Raw genomic sequence first — 21,586 nt, forward strand, 5'->3', positions numbered from 1 at the left:
GATGCCTCCCGCCCCCGCCAGCGAACCGGTGCCCGCGCCTGCCCTGCAGGCCGACAACGTCAGCAAGGCATTCGTCTCCGGCCACCAGCGCACGCAGGTGCTGGACGGCTTCTCGCTGAGCATCGACGCCGGCGAACTGACCTTGATCTCCGGCCCGTCCGGCTGCGGCAAGAGCACCCTGCTGGCGATCCTCAGCGGCCTGCAAAAGGTCGACAGCGGCCGCGTGCGGGCGCTCGGCAGCGAGCTGGGTCAGCTCGACCTGCGCGCGCTGGAGCGCTTCCGCCTGCAGCATACCGGCTTCGTGTTCCAGGGCTTCAACCTGTTCCCCGCGCTCTCCGCGTTCGAGCAGGTCGAGCTGCCGCTGAACCACATGGGCCTGTCGCGCGACGAGGCGCGTCGGCGCGCGCAGCAATCGCTGGAGGAAGTCGGCCTGGCGCACCGCATGCGGCTGCGCCCGTCCGAGCTGTCCGGCGGCGAGAAGCAGCGCGTGGCGATCGCCCGCGCGCTGGCCAAGCAGCCCGAGCTGCTGTTCGCCGACGAACCAACCAGCGCACTGGACGCCGCCAACGGCCAGATCATCATCGACATCCTGCACCGAATCGCCCACGCCCACGGCACCACCGTGCTGTGCGTCAGCCACGACCCGCGTCTGGTCGTCCACGCCGACCGCGTGCTGGCGATGGAAGACGGCCGCATCCTCAGCGACCGGCGTACCCATGCGCCGCGCATCGACAGCAAGGAAATACCGTCATGAAGCTGCCCGCCGCCCATCCGTCACGGCATTCGATCGGCATGCGGCTGCTCGGGTGCAGCTGTCTTGCGCTGACGCTGGCATGGCTGGCTGCCTGCTCCCGCTCCGCCGATGCGCCGAGCGGCGCCACCGCGCAACCCGCAACCGCCTATGCCGCCGTCGCACGCGGCAAGGTCGACATCGAAGGCGGCCTGCTGAACCTGGCGATGCCGCGCGAAGGCACGCTCGCCAGGGTCGCCGTGCATGAAGGCGACCACGTCAGGCAAGGTCAGCTGCTCGCCGAACTGGACACTCGGCCGGCCACGCTGGCGGTCGAGGCCGCCCAGGCGCAACTGGAACAGGCACAAGCGCAGCTGAAGTTGCTCGCGATCAAACAGGTCGCGGCGAAACAGCGCGCCCGGCGCCTGACCGCCGCCGCCGCCGCCGGTGCCGGCGACGGCCAGAGCGCCGACGATGCACGCGAAGCGGCGGCACAGGTCGACGCCGAGCAGCAGTCCGCCCACGCGGCGCTGAACATGGCCGACCAGAAGCTGGACGAGGCCCGCTACGAGCTGAAGCAGCGCAGCCTGCTCGCCCCGTTCGACGCCGACGTGGTGCAGGTATCGGCCCAACCCGGCGCCAGCGTGTCGCCCGCATCCGGCCCCCTGTTCACCCTGCTGCCACAGAAACCGCGAATCGTCCGCGCCGAACTCAACGACAGCTTCGTCGGGGTGATCCGCCCGGGCATGCCGGCCGAAGTGGTCGCCGACAGCGATGGCGGTCATGTCCACTGGAACGCGCACGTGCTGCGCATCGGCGAAGTCTACGGGCCGGCCACGCTGGAGAACGACCCGCAGGTACGCGCCAACGCGCGCACGGTGGAATGCGTGCTGGCGTTCGACCAGCCCGACCAGACCCGCGACCTGCGCATCGGCCAGCGCGTGATGGTGCGCTTCGGCCATGCCGCGGCGCCGGCCGCCGCCGTGTCGAAAGACTGAGGAAACCGCCGGCTGCGAACATCGTTCGCATGAAAGCCGCCGCGATCCATCCCACAGGGCAACCGCGTGATCCAGCAGACTGACTTTTTCTTCGAGGGCGGACGCAGCGGCGTGTTGCTGATCCACGGCCTCACCGGCACGCCGATGGAAATGCGCCTGCTCGGCAAGGGCCTGAACCGCGCCGGCTTCACTGTGCACGGTATGCAGTTGGCCGGCCATTGCGGCGACGTCGACGACCTGCTCGCCACCGGCTGGCGCGACTGGTATGCCAGCGTCGAACAGGCCGCCGACGCGATGCTCGGCAAGGTCGACCAGCTGTTCGTCGGCGGCCTGTCGATGGGCGCGCTGCTGGCGCTGAAACTGGCCGCGGACCGGCCGCGGCAGATCGCCGGCGTGGGCGTGTACGGCGCCACCTTCCGCTACGACGGCTGGAGCATTCCGCCGCTGGCGCGGCTGTCGTTCCTGCTGCCGCTGTTGAAGAAATTCGGCATCGGCCGCACTCGCAGTTTCATGGAACAACCGCCCTACGGCATCCGCGACGAACGCCTGCGCGCACAAGTCAGCACGGCGATGCTCAGCGGCGACAGCGCCGCCGCCGGCCTGCCCGGCAACCCGTGGTACTCGCTGGCCGAGATGTACGGCCTCGCCGCCAGCGTGCGCCGCCAGCTGCGCCAGGTCACCTCGCCCTGCCTGGTCGCGCACGCCAGCGACGACGACGTCGCCAGCCTGAAGAACGCCGAGCTGGTGATGCGCGAAGTCAATGCGCCGGCCGAACTGCTGCTGCTCGACGACAGTTACCACATGATCACCATCGACAAGGAACGGCGCACCCTGATCGATCGCTCGGCCGCGTTCTTCGACAGCATCGTCGCGTCGAACGGCACGCAGCGCGCCGCGGCCTGACGATGCCGGCGGGAGGCTCCATCTCCACTCTCGTTGCGGGCCTGTGGCTGCTCAACATCGTGCTCGACACCGGTGGCCAGCTGGCGTTCAAGGCGGCCGCCGGTGATCGGGCCGCCGGCGACGGCCTGGCGCGCTGGAAATACATGGCTTCCAGGCCATGGTTGTGGCTCGGCATCGGCAGCTACGTGGTCGAATTCCTGGTGTGGATCGCGTTCCTGTCGTTGATTCCGCTGTCCGAAGGCGTGCTGCTGGGTTCGATCAACATCGTGGCGATCATGCTCGCCGGGCGTTTCCTGTTCGGCGAGAAGCTGACCCGGTTGCGGGTCGCCGGCATCCTGCTGGTCACGCTTGGCGTGGTGATCGTGGGAGTCGGCGGATGAAGCGCTTCTACCTGTTCGGCTTCCTGCTGCTGATGGGCTTCGACACCCTCGCCCAGATCAGTTTCAAATACGCCGGTAGCCAGGCGCTGCCGGTGGAAGCCAACCTGGCGTGGCTGCTGCGCGTGTTCGGCCAGCCATGGGTCTACGGCGCCGTGATCGGCTACGTCGGCGCGTTCTTCACCTGGATAGCCCTGCTGAAACACGCGCCGATCGGCCCCGCCTTCGCCGCCTCGCACCTGGAAGTGGTGTCGGTGATGCTGCTGTCGATCTGGTTGTTCGACGAGCACCTCGACCTTGCTCGCGTCGTGGGTGCCATCGCGATCATCGCCGGCATCGTCTGCCTGGGCGTGGCCGAGGACCGCGAGCATCATGCGGCGCAAACCGTCGCTACCTGAGCACCCGCTAAGCTGCGCTCATGCTGCCCCGCCGCCCTCACGAACTGCCGCCCACCGCCGGCCTGCCGCTGCGGCTGGGCGATCTGCGCCCGGGCGCGCCGACCCTGGCCGCCGACCTCGCCGCGCTGCTGGGCACGCCACCGCTGCAGCTGGAATGCTCCGGCACCGCTGCACTGCTGATCGCACTGACCACGCTGCGCGAACTGCAGCCGCAGCGCCGTCGCGTGGTGGTGCCGGCTTTCACCTGTCCGCTGGTGGCGATCGCCGTACAGCAGGCCGGGTTGGAACTGGAACTGTGCGACCTGCGCCACGGCCATTACGACATGGACTCCGTCGCACTGCGCGCCGCCTGCGATGAACGCACGCTGGCGATCATTCCCACCCACCTCGCCGGCCGTGTCGCCGACGTCGACGATGCGCTTGCCGTCGCACGCCAGGTCGGCGCGTACGTGATCGAGGACGCCGCCCAGGCGCTGGGCGCACGCCGCAACGGCGTCAGCGTGGGGCTGGCCGGCGACGTGGGATTTTTCAGCCTGGCCGCCGGCAAGGGTTTATCGATCTACGAAGGCGGCCTGCTGCTGGCGCACGATCCGCAACTGCGCGAACAACTGGCGCGCACCGCCGCACGCCTCGTGCCGCGCAATCTCAGCTGGGAATGCAAACGCAGCCTCGAACTGCTCGGCTACGCCGCGCTGTACCAACCGCGAGGCTTGCGACTGGCGTATGGCAACCCCCTTCGTCGTGCCCTGCGCCGTGGCGATCCGGTGGCCGCCGTGGGCGACGACTTCCCGCTGACGATTCCGCTGCACCGTGTCGGCCGCTGGCGCCAAGGCGTCGGCGCACACGCCGCCGCCCGCCTGCCGGCGTTTCTCGACCGGCTGTCGGCGCAGGCGCAACGGCGATTGCCGCGGCTGCACCAGATCGATGGCGTCGAGCTGCTCGATGATCCCGCCGGCGCCAGCGGCATCTGGCCGTTTTTACTGCTGTTGCTGCCGGATCAAAAACACCGTGATGCCGCGCTGGATGAACTTTGGTCATCCGGCTACGGCGTCAGCCGCCTGTTCATCCACGCCCTGCCCGACTACGCCTATCTTGCCGGCGTCGTGCCTGCACAGGACGTGCCGCGCGCCCGTGATTTCGCCGCACGCAGCCTCACCATCGGCAACAGTCCATGGATGACCGACGCGGATTTCGAGGCAGTCTGCGGTGCGCTGGAAGCCGTACTGCGCTGAACTCAACCGGAGCGCCGCGCGACGGCGGCCAGAAGCTGCAGGTTCAGCGCATGCTGTTGCGCCTGCCAGTCGTTCAGTCGCGCCGTATCGATGTCCGGTTGCGCATCCAGCGCGGACAGCCGGCGCTTCCACCAGCTGCGGTAGCGGTAGTGCGACACCTCGCCGTTGATGTCGCTGCCGATCAGCCCGTGGCGCAAGCTGCCGATCAGTTCCAGGGCGTGGTCGGTGAGCAGCCGGCCCTGGTCCCAGTTGGTATGCGCCACGACGGGGGCGAACACGTCCTTGTCGATCGACAGGTAGCTTGGCGTGACCTGCGTGCGCTGCGACTCCACGAACGCGTCGACCATCGCTGCCGGTGTGTCGAAGCTGCGGAAGGCCTGCGCCAGGCCGAGCCGGCGCGACCAGCCGGTGTCCACGCCGATGCTCCAGTAGCTCAACCTGCCGCGCCGCAACGGGGTTAGATAGTTCTCCCACGCATGGCCAGCGCCGATGTCGGACGAAGTGATGCCGAGCACGTGTACGTGGCTGACCTGCGGCAGCGTCGCCACCCGGCGCACCCATGAACCGCAATGCACGCCGAACGGAAAACGCATGTTGTCCGGGTGGTTGTCCAGCACCACGACCTGGAACGGCGCCTGCGCCTGCAGGCGCGCGATCAGCGGCCAGCTGAGGTGATGGAAGTCGCCGCTGCCGGTGAAGACGGTGCCGTAGTCGGCAGGCAGCAATTCGTCGAGCATCGCACCGAAACGCCGGATGGCCGCCAGCGAGCAGCCGAAGCGGATCGATTCCTGCCAGTGTTCCAGCGGCAGTACCAGGCGATTCGGCAGCGGCCCGACCGAGTGGTCGATGTCGAGTACGACCGGGCGATGGGCCAGATTACTCATCGTTCGCCTCCGTGGCTGCCTGCCAGCTGCGATCGCTTTCGAAATGGCGGCCCAGCCGGCGCAGCAGCGCGCGCAGCAGCGGGTTGCGCGCATACACCGCGTGGTGGGTGAGGGTCATGCGCGCGCCGAGGAAGGCCTTCACTTGCGGGTCGGTCCAGCCGGCCACGTAATGGCTGAGCCCGCGCCGTCGCGCGTAGTCGAGGTTGTGCATCCAGCTGACGAAGTACAGGTTGTGTTCGCGCGCCTGCGGGTAGGCGAAGCCGACGTACTTGTCGACCAGCTTGCCGGCGTACTCGTAGCAGAGGTTCCAGCCGATCATCTCGCCAGCATGGCGATAGACGAACACCACGCCGCCGCTCCCGCCATCTTGCAACAAGGCGCGGAAGAACGCCGCGGCCGGTCGGTCGAAATGGATTTCACTCTGCGCGTACACGTTGTCGAACAGTGCCTGGAACGCGGCCAGCGTCGCCTCGTCGCGGAAACGCGCATCGCCGGTTGGCATCGACTCGATCTGCAGGTCGGTCAGCGAGCGCAGCTTGCGCCGGATGTTCTTCCGACGCCCGGACGACAGCCGCGCCAGATACTCGTCGTTCGAGCCGAAGTCGATCGGCACCCACGCCAGCGCCTGGCCCTCCAGCAGCACGAAACCGGCCACCGCACAGGCGCTGGCGAAAGCGCACGCATACGCATTGTCGGCGTCGCTCAGCAATGGCGAATCCCGGGCGATGTCCTTCACGATCAGCAGCCGGCATTCGCGCCCGTACGCCGCCTTCAATCCCTGCGCCAGGTCAGCGGGTGCCAGCGCCGACGGCAAGGGCGCGTATTCGGACACGGTGCTGCCGGCGAAGCGCGTGCGCCAGCGCAGCAGGCGGCCCCACCAACGGTAGCCCGGCAGGCCAACCATGCGCCGGCGCAGCGCGTCGTCGGCTGTGGTCAGCAGGTCGAACGGCGCCACGAACACCGGCATGCCCTGCACCGAATGGCCGGCCGCGAAGCCGGCCGGCGGGTGCGCCATGAAGGCACCGAGCAGGGCATCGGGTTCGAGTTGGGCGATGAAAGGCATGCGTAAGCCAGCCTGCCTAGACTGCATGGGACATGACATTGCCGCCAGCCGCCAGGGATCTCTCCGCCATGAACGACACCACCCAGCAGCAAGTGTTCGAGATCATCGCCAAACAGGCCAAGACCGACGTGGCCAATGTGAAGCCCGAGTCCACCCTGAAGGATCTGGGCGTGGCTTCGCTGGAAGCGATCGAGTTGATCTTCGACATCGAGGAACACTTCAACATCAACTTCCCCGACCAGCAGGGCGCCAACTTCGATAGCGACACCGTACAGAACCTGGTCGACGCGGTGCAAAAGGCGCTGGCCGACAAGGTCGCCGCCGACGCAGGGTCGAACTGATGCAGGGCCTTCCGTTGCGCCGCGTGGCGATCACCGGCATGGGCGCGATCAGTCCGCTCGGCGTCGGTGCCGAGGCGCTGTGGCAGGGCCTGCGCGAAGGCCGCAGCGCGATCGGCCCGCTGCGCCACCCCGATGCCGAACGGTTGCGCGTGAAGGTCGCCGCGCAGGTGCCCGACAGCTTCGACCCGGCGACAAACATCGACGAGCGCACCCTGCCGATGCTCGACCGCACTTCGGAATTCGCGCTGCATGCGGCACGCGAAGCGGTCGCACAATCCGGACTGGACTTCCGCCAGGACCAGCTCGGCCTGCGCACCGCGGTGATCGTGGGCACCGGCGTGGGCGGCGAGACCACCCAGGACGAACAGAGCCGGCGCCTGTACGGGGAAAATGCCGCCCGCGCGCACCCGCTGACCATCGTGCGGCTGATGACAAACGCCTCGGCCAGCCAGATCAGCATCGCCTGGGGCCTGCGCGGCCCTACGTTCGCCGTGGCCAGCGCCTGCGCCTCGGCCAACCACGCGATCATCCAGGCGGCGCAGATGATCCGCTGGGGCCTCGCCGACGCCGCCATTACCGGCGGCACCGAGGCCTGCCTCACCTATGGCGCGCTGCGCGCCTGGGAAGCCATGCGCGTGCTCGCCGACGACACCTGCCGTCCGTTCAGCGTGAACCGGCGTGGCCTGGTGCTCGGCGAGGGCGCCGGCATTTTCGTGCTGGAATCCATGGAACACGCGCAGGCGCGCGGCGCCACCATCCTGGCCGAGCTGGCCGGCAGCGGCATGACCGCCGACGCCACCGACATCGTGATGCCCAGCGCCGACGGTGCCGCCGCCGCGATGCGCCAGGCACTGGACGATGCCGGCCTCGCACCGCAGGACGTCGACTACGTCAACGCCCACGGCACCGGCACCCAGGCCAACGACGTGACCGAGACCCGCGCGATCCGGCTCGCCTTCGGCGCGCACGCCGAACGCCTCGCGGTGTCCTCGACCAAGTCGATGCACGGCCATGCGCTGGGCGCCTCCGGCGCGCTGGAACTGGTGGCGGTGATCGGCGCGCTGCGCGACAGCGTGGTGCCGCCCACCGCCAATCTCGACCAGGTCGATCCGGCCTGCGACCTGGACTACGTGCCGAATGTCGCCCGGCCGATGCCGGTGCGTGCCGCGCTCTCCAACTCGTTCGCGTTCGGCGGACTCAACGCGGTGCTGGCGCTCAGGCGCGCGCCGTAGCTCTGCACCCGTAGGAGCGCACCCTGTGCGCGATAGCCCTTCGTCACGTGACGGAAAAGCATCGCGCACAGGGTGCGCTCCTACAAAAGGGCGATCGTCCCAGCCGCTCTTCAGCATCAGCCCTTCTTGGCCTTGGTCAGCAACTGGTCCAGCAGCGCGATCGCCAGGTCGATCTCCTCATGGGTGATCTCAAGCGACGGTGCGAACGTGATCACGTTCTTGTACCAGCCGCCCACGTCGAGCACGAGGCCCATCTTCCTGCCGTTGTGCTCGAGGTCGCCGGCCAGGCCGATGTCGACCATCCGGTCGAGCAGCGCCTTGTTCGGCGTGAAGCCATCGTCGGTGCAGATCTCCGCACGCAGCGCCAGGCCGAGGCCGTCGACGTCGCCGATTTCCTTGTGGCGCTTCTGCAGGTCACGCAGACCTTCGAGGAAGTGCGCACCTTTCTTCGGCACGCTGGTCTCGTAGTCCAGTTCATAACCCATCTTGATCACTTCCAGGCCCAGCGCGGTGCCCAGCGGGTTGGAGTTGAAGGTGGAATGGGTCGAGCCCGGCGGGAAGATCGTCGGGTTGATCAGCTCCTCGCACGCCCACAGGCCGGACAGCGGATTGAGGCCATTGGTGAGCGCCTTGCCGAATACCAGCACATCGGGCTTGACGCCGAAATGCTCGATCGACCACAGCTTGCCGGTACGCCAGAAGCCCATCTGGATTTCGTCGACCACCAGCAGGATGCCGTACTGGTCGAGCACCTTCTTCAGGTCCTTGAAGAAATTCATCGGCGGGATCACGTAGCCGCCGGTGCCCTGGATCGGCTCGACGTAGAACGCGGCGTATTCGGCCTGCTTCACCTTCGGGTCCCACACGCCGTTGTACTCGGTCTCGAACAGGCGCGCGAAGTGGCGCACGCAGTCGTCGGAATACTCTTCGGGAGTCATGCCCTTCGGGCGGCGAAACGGGTACGGGAACGGGATGAACATCGCGCGCTCGCCGAAGTGACCGAAGCGGCGGCGATAGCGGTAGCTGGAGGTGATCGACGAGGCGCCCAGCGTGCGGCCGTGGTAGCCGCCTTCGAACGCGAACATCAGGCTCTTGCCGTTGCGCGCGTTGCGCACGATCTTCAGCGAATCCTCGATCGCCTGCGCGCCGCCCACGTTGAAGTGCACGCGGCCGTCCAGGCCGAACTTCTTCTTCGCGTCCAGCGCCACCGTCTTGGCCAGCTCGATGCGGGTCTGGTGCAGGTACTGGCTGGCCACCTGCGGCAGGATGTCGATCTGCCGCTTCAGCACGTTGTCCAGGCGCGGATTGCGGTAGCCGAAATTCACCGCGGAGTACCACATCTGCAGGTCGAGGAACGGCACGCCGGCCGTGTCATACATGTAGCTGCCTTCGCAGGTGCGGAAGATCTTCGGCGGATCCACGTAGTGCACGGTGTCGCCGAACGAGCTGTACTTCGCCTCGTCGGCGAGCAGCTGGGCGTCGTCGATCACGACGGAAGCGTTCTTGTCGAAAACATTCATCGGAAGTCCGGAGTCGGGGAAGAGGGATCGCGCAGGCCGGCGCCGGTCAGGCCGACGTCGCCAGCGCAGGCACGGGGGGGACGGTCGAACAGGCTGCCGTCGAGCAGTTGCGGCAGGAACTCGAGCGCATCCTCGAAGCCGGTGATCGGCACGTAGGGAATGCCGGTGGCGCGGCAATGCTCGATCAGGCGATGCCTGGCGAACACGAAGTCGACGCGGTCGGCAGCGCAGAAATCCGAGGCGCCGTCGCCGATCAGCAAGGTCTTCGCACCGCTGTCGCGGGCCTGCGCCACGCACGCGCACTTGCAGGTACCGCTGCGGCAACCCTCGGCCTGGAACGGCGAGGTCAACTGCCACTGCTTCGGCGGCGTGCCGGGCGCCAGGTGGTTCGCCGCCAGCGGCAGGTCGTTCAAGCCATAGCGATCGAGAATCCGGCGGATCGCGTAGTCGAGACCGTCGCTGACCACGCGGATCGGCACGCCGAGCTCGCGCGCCTTTGCCACGAAGCCCGGAAACGCGTGGTCGATCCATACCTCGGCCAGGTGCGCGTCGAGTTCGGCGCGGCTCATCTGCAGCAGGCCGACCTGCCCGGCCATGCACTCGCGCGAACCGATCCGGCCGGCGCGCCAATCCCGCTCCAGCACTTCCCAGCCGGGGCGGCCGAAACGGTCGAGCAGCGAGTCGATCACGTCCTCGACGGAAATGGTGCCGTCGAAATCACACAGGATGGTCCAGCCGGAAACGGGCATCGATGGCGCGCTCGAATGACAATAGGGCGCAGCGTAGGAAGGCTGTCTTTCGGCGCCCTTTCCCCTTTCCGAACGGATGCTGAGTACACGCGCCGTGGCGTCTGCCGAAGCACGTCGGCAGCACCTATGCTGCTGTCCCATGCGCGACCACCGCCTCACTCCGTTGCGACTTCGCCCGCTGCTGGCGGCATGCCTGCTGTGGCCGCTGGGCTGCATCGCGGCGACCGACCCTGCGGTGTTTGCCGTCGGCGCCGGCATGCAGCGCATGCCCAGCTGGCCCGGTGCAAAGAACCAGCACAGCGAGCCGGTACCGTACCTCGACATCGAACTGCCCGGTCGCGGCAGTTTCTCCACGCTGGACGGTCTGCAGATCGACCTGATCCGCGGCACTGCGTGGCACGGCGGCATCCATGGCGATTACCAGTGGGGGCGTTCGCGCGACGACCTCGGCAGCCTGCGCGGAAAAATCGCGTCGCTGCCGCCGCGCATCAACCTGGGCGGTTACCTGGAGTGGCAGCTCACCCGACAGATCGACGTGGGCGGCAACCTCGGCCACGACATCAACGGCGCCGGCGCTTATCTCGAGCTGTATGCCGAATGGGATCTGCCGCCGGCCGGCCTGCTCGAACAGGCCGTCGCGCTGCACTGGCAGGCGATGAACGCGCCGGCGATGAATCGCTTCTTCGGCATCGGCCCGCAAGCCGCGCGCGCCTTGTCGGCGCCGGCGTGGCAGCCCGGCGCCGGCAGCCAGTTGGCCTCGCTGGAGTACGACCTGTTCATGCCCACCAGCAAGCACACTGGCGTGGCGCTGGTGCTGGTCTACGGACGCCTGCTCGGCGGTGCCGCCGACAGCCCGCTGGTCAGCCGCTACGGCTCGCGCACGCAGCTGTCCGAATCACTGGCGTTCATGTACCACCTGTGAGGCCGCGCGCGATTTCGGCAAGGCAGGCACCAGCCACGGACAAGTCATTCTGCCTTCTGTTGCCGTAGCGTCGTACGGCGAAGCCCGACGGATTTCAGCGATCGTCGCGCGTCCAGATCGCGCCGTCTTCCTCGCACACGGGGAAACTCGCGATCGGCTCGTACGCCGGCGGTTTCGTCACTGCGCCGGTGCGCAGGTCAAAGCGCGCGCCGTGGCGCGGGCATTCCACTTCGAAGCCGAACACCTCGCCACCAGCCAGGTCGCCGCCGTCGTGGGTGCAGGTGTCCTCGACCGCGTACAGCGCACCGTCGATGTTGTACACCGCGATCGGCGTGTCGCCGTCCCACACCACCTTGTATTCGCCCGGCAGGAAGTCGCTGCGGGTGCCGACCCGGACCCAGCCATTCATGCCGCGGCCCCGTCGAAGTCTTTCAGCAGCACCTCGAAGCGCAGGTCGTCGCGGCGGGGAATGCCGAAGCGCTCGTCGCCGTACGGGAACGGCTGGTATTCGCCGGTGCGCCGGTAGCCGCGACGGCCGTACCAGGCAATCAGTTCCTCGCGCTGCACGATCACCGTCATGCGCATCGCGCGGCAACGCCACTCCTCGCGCGCGATCCGCTCCGCCTCGGCCAGCACCTGTTTGCCCAGGCCACTACCCTGCTCGGCCGGGTCGACGGCGAACATGCCGAAGTAGCCGGCGTCGCCCTGGCGCTCGACATGGCAGCCGGCCTTGAGCCGGCCGGCGGACTCGGCCAGCAGCACGCGGCTGTCGGGGCGTTCGATCAGCGCGCGCACATCGGCCGCGTCGGTGCGTCGGCCGTCGAGCAGGTGCGACTCGGTGGTCCAGCCGCGCAGGCCGGATTCGCCGCGATAGGCCGACTCGACCAGGGCCACGATGGCATCGACGTCGGCGAGGGTCGCCGCGCGGAACACGGTTAAGGGTTGTGCAGTCATGGGCGGATGATAAAGCCTCGCCCGTTTCGCCCACCATGACCTGGAACAGTCGCGCCCGCGTGTGACTTTCGACACTGGGCAGCACGCGACCGGCTTGCCTAGCCTGCCGTTTACGCAAAATTCTGCGATGCCCGGACGGCCGGGCGTGCCCGCGTGCCCACCGAAGGAACCCACCCATGAAGCACCGTTTTGTGAAGCCACTGGCGTTCGCCGTGGCGATGACGCTGGGCACCAGCGCCTTGGCCGCATCCACCACCGCGTTCGACGTGAGCGAGATCGACGGCAGCATCAACGCCTGCACCGACTTCAACGGCTTCGTCAACGCGAAGTGGGTGGCCGCCCATCCGATCCCCGCCGACCGCACGCGCTGGGGTTCGTTCGACGCGCTGCGCGAGGACAGCCTCGACGTGCAGCGCAAGATCGTCGAGAAGGCCGCGCGCGAAGCGGCTGCCGCCGCGCCGGGTTCGATCGAGCAGAAGATCGGCTACCTGTACGCCTCCGGCATGGACGCGGCGGCCATCGACAAGGCCGGCTTCGATCCGATCAAGCCGCAGCTGGCGCGCATCGACGGGCTGAAGAACCGTACCGACGTGGTTGGCTACATCCGCGACAGCTACGCCCGCGGCGAACCGGTACTGTTCCGCTTCTACGGCAACGCCGACTTCAAGGACTCCAACCGGCAGATCGCCTACGCCGGCCAGGGCGGCCTCGGCCTGCCCACCGTCGACTACTACAGCAAGCCCGACTACGCGAAGATCCGCACCGCCTACGTGGCGCACATCGCCAAGCTGCTGGAGCTGACTGGCGTTGGCGCTGCCCACGCGCAGCAGCAGGCCAAGGCGGTGCTGGCATTCGAGACGCGCCTCGCCGCAGCCTCGCTGCCGCCGGTGCAGATGCGCAAGCCGGAAAACCGCTACCACTACGTCAGCATCGCCGACGCCGACAAGGTGACGCCGAACTTCGACTGGGCGGCCTTCTTCAAGGCGCAGAAAGCCGACGTGCGGGACGGCTTCTCGCTGTCGCAGCCGAAGTTCTTCGCCGAGGCGCAGAAGATGCTGCACGACGTGCCACTGGCGCAGTGGCAGGCCTACCTGCGCTACCACGCGATCGCCAACGCGGCGCCGTACCTGTCCACGCCGTTCCAGCAGGAAGACTTCGCGTTCAATGCGCAGACCCTGAACGGCCAGAAGGAGATGAAGCCGCTGTGGAAACGTGTGCTCGACAGCACCAACGACAGCATGGGCATGGCGCTGGGCCAGTTGTACGTGGCCGACAATTTCTCGCCGACCTCGAAGCAGCGTGCCGAGGAACTGGTCGCCAACCTCAGCGCGGCCTTCCGCACGCGTATCGAGCAGCTTGAGTGGATGAGCGACGCGACCAAGCAGAAGGCGCTGCAGAAATGGGCCACCTTCGTGCCGAAGATCGGCTACCCCGACAAGTGGCGCGACTGGTCCGGCCTCACGCTGGCACCGGACAACTACTTCGCCAACGTGCAGGCGGCGAACAAGTTCAACTACGACTACACGGTCGCCAAGATCGGCAAGCCGGTCGACCGCACCGAATGGGGCATGACCCCGCAGACGGTGAATGCCTACTACAACGCGCAGAAGAACGAGATCGTGTTCCCGGCAGCGATCCTGCAGCCGCCGTTCTTCGACGCCAGCGCGGATGACGCGATCAACTACGGCGGCATCGGCGCGGTGATCGGTCACGAGATGGGCCACGGCTACGACGACCAGGGCAGCAAGTTCGACGCCCACGGCAACAACGTCAACTGGTGGACTGAGGCCGACCGCACGGCGTTCGAGGCGCGCACCGCGAAGCTCGGCGCGCAGTTCGACGGCTACGCGGCGCTGCCCGGCAAGCACGTCAACGGCCAGCTCACCATGGGCGAGAACATCGGCGACCTGGGTGGCCTGAACGCGGCGTACACCGCGCTGCAGATGGCGCTGTCGAAGAACCCGGCCGAAGCGAGCCGCAAGATCGACGGCTATACCCAGGATCAGCGCTTCTTCTTGAACTGGGCCCGCGTCTGGCGCGGCAGCATCCGTCCCGAAGCGCAGCTGACCCTGCTCAACACCGACCCGCACGCACCGGCGAAATTCCGCGCGATCGGTGCGCCGTCGAACATGCCGGAATTCGCCAGGGCGTTCCAGTGCAAGGGCGGCGACGCGATGGTGCGCGACAGCGAGACGCAAGTGAAGATCTGGTAAGCCCAGGCACCCGAGTCACCCCAAGCCGCGGCTGCAAGGCCGCGGCTTTTTCGTGCATGCCGCATCACGCCGGCGGGGATGTCCGGCTTGCCTCGTAGACCTTCAGGTGGGTGTAGACCACGGCCAGCAGCGAACGCTCGTCGCGCGACCGGTCTGCGCGCGCCAGCATGTCGCCGACCACATGGTCGGCCTCGATCGGATGCCCATGTTGCAGGTCGCGCAGCATCGAGGCGGTCAGCGTGGAACCGGCCTCGGTCAGCACGCTGCGGGCGCGTTGCAGGGTCTTCTCGCCCGGCGCATGGCCGGATCGCTCCGCCACCGCGCGGCAGTCCTCCAGCAGGTCCAGCGCCGCGGCGGTGCCGCCGGGCGCAGCCACGATCTCGCCGACCGAGCCGCGCATCAGGCAGGTGATCCCGGCCAGCGTGGCCAGGAAGATCCACTTGTCCCACATGTCCTGCAGGACCGTGCTGCTGGGGCGCGCGTCGAAGCCCGCATCGGAAAGCGCCTGCGTGATCTGCTGCATGCGCCCGGACGCGCCGCCGTCGCGCTCGCCGAAGGTGAGGCTGTGCGACGTGTTGAGATGCCGGACGACACCCTGCGCATCCAGCGTGGCGGCGATCACGCACTGCCCGCCCAGCACGTGTTGCGCACCGAAGCGCGCGTCCAGCAGATCCAGCTGGCGCATGCCGTTGAGCAGCGGCAGGATCGCGGTCTGCGGTCCCACCGCCGGCGCGATGTCGGCCATCGCCTGCTCCAGGCCATACGCCTTGCAGCTCAGCAGGATCAGGTCGTAGGGAGTACGCAAGCCGCTCGCCAGCACGGTGGGCGGCGACGGCAGGTCGGCGTCGCCGGTGGCGCTGCGGATCAGCAGGCCCTGCTGCGCCAGTTGCGCCGCTCGCTTTTCGCGCACCAGAAACGTCACGTCGCGCCCGTGCTGCAGCAGGCGGCCGCCGAAGTAACCACCGGTGGCGCCGGCGCCAACGATCAGAATGCGCATATCAATCTCCAGTCGGTGCGGCATCCGCCGCCATCAGCATGCGTTCGGCCTGGGCGTCCTTCTCGCTCCACAGCGTATTCACCCACAGCTTGACGCGCCCGCGAAACGCCGTGTCTTCGTCGTAGCTGCCCACGAGTGCCGCGTCGATCGGAAGCTCGCGCACGTGCACGCGGATATCGCGCACGCGGCCGGCGATGAGATCCATCATCGTGGGGCGGCCCTGCGGGTAAACGATGGTGACGTCGAGGGCCGCATGCAGCGCCTCGCCCATCGCGTCGAACACGAACGCCAGGCCGCCGGCCTTCGGCCGCAACAGGTGGCGGTAGGGCGAAGACTGCGCATCGTGCTTGGCCGGCGTGAAACGGGTGCCTTCGACAAAGTTCATCACCGACACCGGCATGTGGCGGAATTTCTCGCAGGCACGTCGGGTGGCTTCCCGGTCCTTGCCCTGCAGCTCGGGGTGCCTGGCCAGGGCTTCCTTCGAATAGCGTTTCATGAAGGGAAAATCCAGCGCCCACCACGCCGGCCCCAGCAACGGCACCCAGATCAGCTGGCTCTTGAGGAAGAAGCGCAGGAACGGGATGCGCCGGTTGAACACCTTCTGCAGCACCGGGATGTCCACCCAGCTCTGGTGGTTGCTCAGCACCAGGTAATTGCCGTCGCGGCGCAGGCCGTCCAGCCCCTCGACCTGCCAGCGGATGCGGGTGAACACGCCGAACAGGATGTTGTTGACCCCGATCCAGCTCTCCGCGATCACCACCAGCACGCGCGAACAGGCCAGCCGCGCCACGCGCAGCGGTACGATCACCTTGACCAGGGTGAACGCGAACAGCAGCGTCACGTGCAGCAGGATGTTGAGGGCGAGCAGCAGCAGCGCCAGCGGGATGCGGATCAGGCCGGGAAGCTTGGCGAACATAGGGTCGGTCGTGGCGGAAGGAACGGGAAGCATAATGCCGGCGGCAGCGACAAGGCCATGCGACCTTGCGCCGCCTCACATCAGCAGCTTGCGCACCTTGAGCAGGGCCACGATGAACGCGTCGATCTCCTCGCGCGTGTTGTAGAACGCCAGCGAGGCGCGCAGCGTGGCGGGCACGCCGTAGAACTGCATCAACGGATGCGCGCAGTGGTGGCCCGAACGCACGGCCACGCCCTGCAGATCAAGCAGGGTGGCCATGTCGCTGGCTTGCGCACCTTCCAGCAGGAACGAGATCACCGGCTCCTTCTCCGCCGCCTCGCCGACGATGCGCAGACCGGGAATCGCGCGCAGGCGCTCGGTGGCGTAGGCCAGCAACTGCTGCTCCCACGCGTGGATCGCCGCGAAACCCACCGATTCGTAATAGTCGATCGCCGCGCCCAGGCCCACGAAGCCGGCGATGTTCGGCGTGCCGGCCTCGAACTTGTGCGGCACGTCGGCGAAGGTGGTTCCGTCGAAACGCACCTCGCGGATCATGTCGCCACCGCCGAAGAACGGCGGCATCGCCTGCAGACGTTCGCGCTTCGCCCACAGCGCGCCGGTGCCGGTGGGGCTGAGCATCTTGTGCCCGGTGAGCGCGTAGAAATCGCAGCCCAGCGCCTGCACGTCGACCGGCCGGTGCGGCACCGCCTGCGAGCCGTCGACCAGCAGCGCGATGCCGCGCTTCCTGCATTCGCGCGCGATCTCGCGCACCGGGTTGACCGTGCCCAGCACGTTGGAGACGTGGGTGACGCAGGCCAGCTTCACCTCCGGCGTCAGCATCTCGACGTACTTCTCGACGATCAGCTCGCCGCGCTCGTCGATCGGCGCGGCCTTGACCGTGGCGCCGCTGCGCGCGGCCACCAGTTGCCACGGCACGATGTTGGCGTGGTGCTCCATCACCGTGGTGAGGATGCTGTCGCCGGGCTTCAACTGCGGCAGCGCGTAGCTGTAGGCGACCAGGTTGATCGCATGGGTGGTGCCGGAAGTGAGGATCACCTCGTTGCGCGACGGCGCGTTGATGAAGCGCGCCAGCTTGTCGCGCGCACCCTCGTAGGCGGCGGTGGCCTCTTCGCCGAGTTGATGCACCGCACGCGACACGTTCGCGTTGTGCTCGCGATAGTGGTTGTCCACCGCCTCGATCACCGACAACGGCTTCTGGCTGGTATTCGCGTTATCGAGGTACACCAGCGGCTTGTCGTGCACGCGGCGCGCCAGCAGCGGGAAATCCGCGCGGATACGCTGGACGTCGAAGACGGTGGGCGTGCTGGCTTGTGCATTCATCGTTGACGGTTCCGTAGGTGGCTCCCTCCCCTGCTCGCAGGGGAGGGTTGGGGAGGGGTTCGCTCTTGATCTGAAAGGCGAAAGCCTTACCCTCTCCCAGCCTCCCCCTGCAAGCAGGGGGAGGAGAAAGCATCAAGCAGGCAATTGCGCGATCAGCAAACCCGACAGATGTTCGCGCAGCGCCTTGTTCGGCAGATCGTCCAGCACCGCGCGGCAGAACGCGGCGGTCAGCAGCGCGCGGGCCTCGGTCAACGGGATGCCGCGCGAACGCAGGTAGAACAGCGAGCGTTCGTCGAGCTGGCCCACGGTGGCGCCGTGCGCGGCCTTCACCTCGTCGGCGTAGATTTCCAGTTCCGGCTTGGTGTCGATCTCGGCGGTCGGCGACAGCAGCAGGTTCTTGTTGTTGAGGCTGGCATCGCTGCCGTCGGCGCCGGGGGCCACCACGATCGCGCCGCGGAATACCCCGCGCGCGCGGTCGTTGGCGACGCCGCGCCAGTTGGACGTGGAAGTGGTGTTCAGCGCCTGGTGGCGGATCGCCAGCTGGGTATCGACATGCTGGCGGCCGTGCGGCATGAACGCGCCACGGGTATGCAGCTGCGCCTCGTCGCCGATCAGCTCGGCCTGCAGGTCGTGCCGCACCAGCGCGCCGCCCAGTTCCAGCACGTGCAGCAGCGCCTGCGCGCGCGCGTGCAGGCGCAGGCCGCTGCGGCGAATCAGGTTGGCGCCGAGCGCGGCGTTCTGCAGCACGGTGTGATGAAGCCGAGCACCCTCGCGCAGTTCGATGTCGCTGACCAGGGTGGCCAGCTGGGCCTGCTCGCCGCTGCTCACGTAGTGCTCGACCAGGCTCAGCGAGGCGCCCTCGCCCAGCTCGATCACGTTGCGTGCATGCCAGGCCAGTTCGGCTTCGGCTGCGGCACCGACGAAGACCAGGTGCACCGGCGCACTGATTTGCGCGCGGGCAGCGACCCGCAGCACCACGCCGTCGCCGGCGCTGGCGGCGTTGATCCGCACGAATGCATCGGCGGCTTCGCGGACATGCCCGACCAGAGCCGGCCGCGACAGCGCGAAGCGCAGCGGCTCCGCATCGCCGCGCAACGCCTGCGACAGCGGCTGCAGCGAAAGACCGTCGGGCAGCGCATCGGAAGCCGACAGGTCGGCGCGGAACACGCCGTTGACGAAGACCAGCCGCGGCCCGTCGACGCCGGGCAACGCGAACGCCGCCGCATCGACGACACGCGTTGCAGCCGCCGCATCGCCACCGGCGAAGCTGCGCTGGCCGAGTCCGCGCAGCGCGGTGTACTTCCACGCCTCGACCCGCGCGTCGGGCAGGCCGCCGGCGGCGAACGCCGCGCGGTTCTCGCGCCGCGACGCGTCCAGCCAGGCAATGCCGCTGGCCGGCAGCGGCGCGTCGAGCAGCGACGCGACCAACGGCAGGGATGCCGGCTGGCTCATGCCACCGCTCCGGCTTGATGCGAGCCCGCCGGATGGCTTGCGGCGATGCCGGCATAACCGTGCTCTTCCAGCTTCAGCGCCAGCGACTTGTCGCCGCTCTCGACGATGCGGCCATCGGCCAGCACGTGCACGAAATCCGGCACCACGTAGTCGAGCAGGCGCTGGTAGTGGGTGATCATCAGGAACGCGCGCTCGGGCGAGCGCAGCGTGTTGACGCCTTGCGCGACCTGCTTCAGCGCGTCGATGTCCAGGCCCGAATCGGTCTCGTCGAGGATCGCCAGCTGCGGCTCCAGCACGGCCATCTGGAAGATCTCGTTGCGCTTCTTCTCGCCGCCGGAAAAGCCCTCGTTGACCGCGCGATGCAGCAGCTCGTCGGAAATCTGCATCACCTTGAGCTTCTCGCGCACCAGCTTGAGGAACTGCATGGAATCGAGTTCCTTCTCGCCGCGCACCTTGCGCTGCGCATTCAAGGCCGCGCGCAGGAAATAGGTGTTGTTGACGCCGGGAATTTCCACCGGGTACTGGAACGCCAGGAACACGCCGGTCGCGGCACGTTCTTCCGGCGCCAGTGCGAGCAGGTCGATGCCGTTGTAGGTCACCGTGCCGGCGGTTACCTCGTAACCGTCGCGGCCGGACAGCACATGGCCCAGCGTCGACTTGCCGGCGCCGTTCGGCCCCATGATCGCGTGCACCTCGCCCGCGTTGACGGTGAGGCTGAGCCCCTTGAGGATTTCCTTGCCCTCGACGCGGGCGTGCAGGTTTTCGATTTTCAGCATGGTTTCGTGCCTTTTACTGCCTTGACTGCCGTCATTCCCGCGAACGCGGGAATCCATGGGCACCCTTGCGACAAAGTCAAAATGGGTTCCCGCTTTCGCGGGAATGACGCCTTCCGGTGCGTTGTTGGTACAGATCAGCCCACCGCGCCTTCCAGCGACACCTCAAGCAATTTCTTCGCCTCCACCGCGAACTCCATCGGCAGTTCGCGGAAGACCTGCTTGCAGAAGCCGTCGACGATCATCGACACGGCGTCCTCTTCCGGGATGCCGCGCGCGCGGCAGTAGAACATCTGGTCGTCCGAGATCTTCGAGGTGGTGGCCTCGTGCTCGACGATCGCGGTGGGGTTCTTCACTTCCATGTACGGGAAGGTGTGTGCGCCGCACTTCTTGCCGATCAGCAGGCTGTCGCACTGGGTGTAGTTGCGCGCGCCTTCGGCGCCCTTCTCCATCTTCACCAGGCCGCGGTAGCTGTTGGAGCTGCGCCCGGCGCTGATGCCCTTGGAGACGATCTTCGACTTGGTGTACTTGCCGAGATGGATCATCTTGGTGCCGGTGTCGGCCTGCTGGAAATGATGAGTCAGCGCCACCGAGTAGAACTCGCCCACCGAGCGGTCGCCGCGCAACACCACGCTGGGATATTTCCAGGTGATCGCCGAGCCGGTTTCCACCTGGGTCCAGCTGATCTTGGAATCGTCGCCGCGGCAGTCGCCGCGCTTGGTGACGAAGTTGTAGATGCCGCCGACACCGTTCTCGTCGCCGGGATACCAGTTCTGCACGGTGGAGTACTTGATCTGCGCCTTTTCCAGCGCGACCAATTCCACCACCGCCGCATGCAGCTGGTTCTCGTCGCGCTTGGGCGCGGTGCAACCTTCGAGGTAGGAGACGTGGGCGCCTTCCTCGGCCACGATCAGGGTGCGCTCGAACTGGCCGGTGTTCTGCGCGTTGATGCGGAAATACGTGCTCAGCTCCATCGGGCAGCGCACGCCCCTGGGGATGAACACGAAGCTGCCGTCGGAGAACACCGCCGAGTTCAGCGCGGCGAAGAAGTTGTCGCCGGTCGGCACCACGCTGCCCAAGTATTTGCGCACGATGTCCGGGTACTCGCGGATCGCCTCGCTCATCGAGCAGAACAGCACGCCGGCCTCGGCCAGCTGCTTGCGGAAGGTGGTGCCGACCGAGACCGAGTCGAACACCGCATCCACCGCCACACCGGCCAGCGCGGCGCGCTCGTGCAGCGGCACGCCCAGCTTCTCGTAGGTTTCCAGCAGCGCCGGATCCACTTCGGCCAGCGACTTCGGCGCCACCTTGGGTGCGGCGTAGTAGCTGATCGCCTGGTAGTCGATCGGGTCGATGTTGAGCTTGGCCCAGTCGGGTTTGGGCATGGTCAGCCAGTGGCGGTAGGCTTCCAGCCGCCACTCGGTCATCCATTCGGGCTCGTGCTTGATGGCGGAGATGGCACGGACGGTGCCTTCGTCCAGACCCGGCGGCAGGCCGGTCATCTCGATCTCGGTGGTGAAGCCGGCGCTGTAGCTGCGGCCAAGGACCTCGGCCACGCCCGCGTTGTCGCGCAGCGTGGCGGCGGTGCTGCTCTGGTTGTTCATGATCTCGT

Annotated in this window: 22 protein-coding genes; 10 read left to right on the top strand and 12 right to left on the bottom strand. The window is 67.5% G+C overall.

Annotated features, from left to right (window positions below; genetic code table 11):
• Nucleotide 1 precedes the first annotated feature (1 nt).
• The 6 genes from ASG75_RS06040 (at nucleotide 2) to ASG75_RS06065 (ending at nucleotide 4,638) form a co-directional block, all read left to right on the top strand.
• On the top strand, nucleotides 2-754 hold the full coding sequence (locus ASG75_RS06040) for an ABC transporter ATP-binding protein (RefSeq protein WP_056386626.1): 753 nt from the start codon (nucleotides 2-4) through the stop codon (nucleotides 752-754).
• Nucleotides 751-1,728, top strand: a complete 978-nt coding sequence (locus ASG75_RS06045) for an HlyD family efflux transporter periplasmic adaptor subunit (protein ID WP_056386628.1) — start codon at nucleotides 751-753, stop codon at nucleotides 1,726-1,728. Before ASG75_RS06040 ends, ASG75_RS06045 begins: the two co-directional genes overlap by 4 nt.
• Nucleotides 1,729-1,794: 66 nt before the next feature.
• Nucleotides 1,795-2,631: an alpha/beta fold hydrolase gene (locus ASG75_RS06050; RefSeq protein WP_056386630.1), complete on the top strand. Its 837-nt coding sequence runs from the start codon at nucleotides 1,795-1,797 to the stop codon at nucleotides 2,629-2,631.
• 2 nt (nucleotides 2,632-2,633) lie between these two features.
• On the top strand, nucleotides 2,634-3,011 hold the full coding sequence (locus tag ASG75_RS06055) for an EamA family transporter (protein ID WP_056386632.1): 378 nt from the start codon (nucleotides 2,634-2,636) through the stop codon (nucleotides 3,009-3,011).
• A complete protein-coding gene (locus ASG75_RS06060; protein WP_056386634.1) occupies nucleotides 3,008-3,406 on the top strand; it encodes an EamA family transporter in 399 nt (132 codons plus the stop codon). Before ASG75_RS06055 ends, ASG75_RS06060 begins: the two co-directional genes overlap by 4 nt.
• Nucleotides 3,407-3,426: 20 nt before the next feature.
• Nucleotides 3,427-4,638, top strand: coding sequence for a DegT/DnrJ/EryC1/StrS family aminotransferase (locus ASG75_RS06065; protein ID WP_056386636.1), 1,212 nt, complete (start codon nucleotides 3,427-3,429; stop codon nucleotides 4,636-4,638).
• Nucleotides 4,639-4,640: 2 nt separating this feature from the next.
• On the opposite strand, the gene ASG75_RS06070 is transcribed toward ASG75_RS06065, so the two are convergent.
• Nucleotides 4,641-5,522: an arginase family protein gene (locus tag ASG75_RS06070; protein WP_056386638.1), complete on the bottom strand. Its 882-nt coding sequence runs from the start codon at nucleotides 5,520-5,522 to the stop codon at nucleotides 4,641-4,643.
• A complete protein-coding gene (locus tag ASG75_RS06075) occupies nucleotides 5,515-6,585 on the bottom strand; it encodes a GNAT family N-acetyltransferase (RefSeq protein WP_056386640.1) in 1,071 nt (356 codons plus the stop codon). The genes ASG75_RS06070 and ASG75_RS06075 overlap by 8 nt, the downstream gene beginning before the upstream one ends.
• A 68-nt stretch (nucleotides 6,586-6,653) precedes the next feature.
• Here ASG75_RS06075 and ASG75_RS06080 point away from each other — a divergent pair, with 68 nt between their 5' ends.
• Nucleotides 6,654-6,926 carry an acyl carrier protein gene (locus ASG75_RS06080; RefSeq protein ID WP_056386643.1) on the top strand — a complete coding sequence of 91 codons (273 nt, stop codon included), beginning with the start codon at nucleotides 6,654-6,656 and terminating at the stop codon, nucleotides 6,924-6,926.
• The gene (locus ASG75_RS06085) at nucleotides 6,926-8,158 is read left to right on the top strand and encodes a beta-ketoacyl-[acyl-carrier-protein] synthase family protein (RefSeq protein WP_056386645.1); all 1,233 of its coding nucleotides are present in this window, start codon (nucleotides 6,926-6,928) and stop codon (nucleotides 8,156-8,158) included. The genes ASG75_RS06080 and ASG75_RS06085 overlap by 1 nt, the downstream gene beginning before the upstream one ends.
• A gap of 116 nt (nucleotides 8,159-8,274) precedes the next feature.
• On the opposite strand, the gene ASG75_RS06090 is transcribed toward ASG75_RS06085, so the two are convergent.
• Both ASG75_RS06090 and ASG75_RS06095 read right to left on the bottom strand, forming a co-directional pair.
• The gene (locus tag ASG75_RS06090; protein ID WP_056386647.1) at nucleotides 8,275-9,678 is read right to left on the bottom strand and encodes an aminotransferase class III-fold pyridoxal phosphate-dependent enzyme; all 1,404 of its coding nucleotides are present in this window, start codon (nucleotides 9,676-9,678) and stop codon (nucleotides 8,275-8,277) included.
• Nucleotides 9,675-10,427 (bottom strand): MtnX-like HAD-IB family phosphatase, encoded by a 753-nt coding sequence (locus tag ASG75_RS06095; RefSeq protein ID WP_235580150.1) that lies wholly within the window; start codon nucleotides 10,425-10,427, stop codon nucleotides 9,675-9,677. The genes ASG75_RS06090 and ASG75_RS06095 overlap by 4 nt, the downstream gene beginning before the upstream one ends.
• Nucleotides 10,428-10,566: 139 nt before the next feature.
• Here ASG75_RS06095 and ASG75_RS06100 point away from each other — a divergent pair, with 139 nt between their 5' ends.
• On the top strand, nucleotides 10,567-11,349 hold the full coding sequence (locus ASG75_RS06100) for a MipA/OmpV family protein (protein ID WP_056386649.1): 783 nt from the start codon (nucleotides 10,567-10,569) through the stop codon (nucleotides 11,347-11,349).
• Nucleotides 11,350-11,443: 94 nt separating this feature from the next.
• Here the strand turns inward: ASG75_RS06100 and ASG75_RS06105 are convergent, their stop codons facing one another.
• Together ASG75_RS06105 and ASG75_RS06110 are read right to left on the bottom strand one after the other, a co-directional pair.
• Nucleotides 11,444-11,758 (bottom strand): non-heme iron oxygenase ferredoxin subunit, encoded by a 315-nt coding sequence (locus ASG75_RS06105; protein WP_056386650.1) that lies wholly within the window; start codon nucleotides 11,756-11,758, stop codon nucleotides 11,444-11,446.
• A complete protein-coding gene (locus ASG75_RS06110; RefSeq protein ID WP_056386652.1) occupies nucleotides 11,755-12,303 on the bottom strand; it encodes a GNAT family N-acetyltransferase in 549 nt (182 codons plus the stop codon). The genes ASG75_RS06105 and ASG75_RS06110 overlap by 4 nt, the downstream gene beginning before the upstream one ends.
• 176 nt (nucleotides 12,304-12,479) lie before the next feature.
• Between ASG75_RS06110 and ASG75_RS06115 the strand changes: the two genes are divergently transcribed.
• Nucleotides 12,480-14,516 carry a M13-type metalloendopeptidase gene (locus ASG75_RS06115; RefSeq protein WP_082547504.1) on the top strand — a complete coding sequence of 679 codons (2,037 nt, stop codon included), beginning with the start codon at nucleotides 12,480-12,482 and terminating at the stop codon, nucleotides 14,514-14,516.
• A gap of 64 nt (nucleotides 14,517-14,580) precedes the next feature.
• On the opposite strand, the gene panE is transcribed toward ASG75_RS06115, so the two are convergent.
• The 6 genes from panE to sufB all read right to left on the bottom strand — a co-directional run bounded on the left by panE (nucleotide 14,581) and on the right by sufB (nucleotide 21,578).
• Complete coding sequence (gene panE / locus ASG75_RS06120; RefSeq protein ID WP_056386657.1) at nucleotides 14,581-15,513, bottom strand: 2-dehydropantoate 2-reductase; 933 nt, start codon at nucleotides 15,511-15,513, stop codon at nucleotides 14,581-14,583.
• Nucleotide 15,514: 1 nt separating this feature from the next.
• On the bottom strand, nucleotides 15,515-16,429 hold the full coding sequence (locus tag ASG75_RS06125; RefSeq protein ID WP_056386658.1) for an acyltransferase: 915 nt from the start codon (nucleotides 16,427-16,429) through the stop codon (nucleotides 15,515-15,517).
• Between the two features lie 75 nt (nucleotides 16,430-16,504).
• Nucleotides 16,505-17,749, bottom strand: coding sequence for a cysteine desulfurase (locus ASG75_RS06130; RefSeq protein WP_056386660.1), 1,245 nt, complete (start codon nucleotides 17,747-17,749; stop codon nucleotides 16,505-16,507).
• A gap of 132 nt (nucleotides 17,750-17,881) precedes the next feature.
• A complete protein-coding gene (gene sufD / locus ASG75_RS06135) occupies nucleotides 17,882-19,201 on the bottom strand; it encodes a Fe-S cluster assembly protein SufD (RefSeq protein ID WP_056386665.1) in 1,320 nt (439 codons plus the stop codon).
• Nucleotides 19,198-19,977 (bottom strand): Fe-S cluster assembly ATPase SufC, encoded by a 780-nt coding sequence (gene sufC, locus ASG75_RS06140; RefSeq protein ID WP_056386667.1) that lies wholly within the window; start codon nucleotides 19,975-19,977, stop codon nucleotides 19,198-19,200. The genes sufD and sufC overlap by 4 nt, the downstream gene beginning before the upstream one ends.
• A gap of 134 nt (nucleotides 19,978-20,111) precedes the next feature.
• Nucleotides 20,112-21,578 carry a Fe-S cluster assembly protein SufB gene (gene sufB / locus ASG75_RS06145; RefSeq protein ID WP_200935607.1) on the bottom strand — a complete coding sequence of 489 codons (1,467 nt, stop codon included), beginning with the start codon at nucleotides 21,576-21,578 and terminating at the stop codon, nucleotides 20,112-20,114.
• Between the last annotated feature and the right edge of the window lie 8 nt (nucleotides 21,579-21,586).

This window comes from Rhodanobacter sp. Soil772 (assembly GCF_001428385.1).
Classification (GTDB): Bacteria; Pseudomonadota; Gammaproteobacteria; order Xanthomonadales; family Rhodanobacteraceae; genus Rhodanobacter.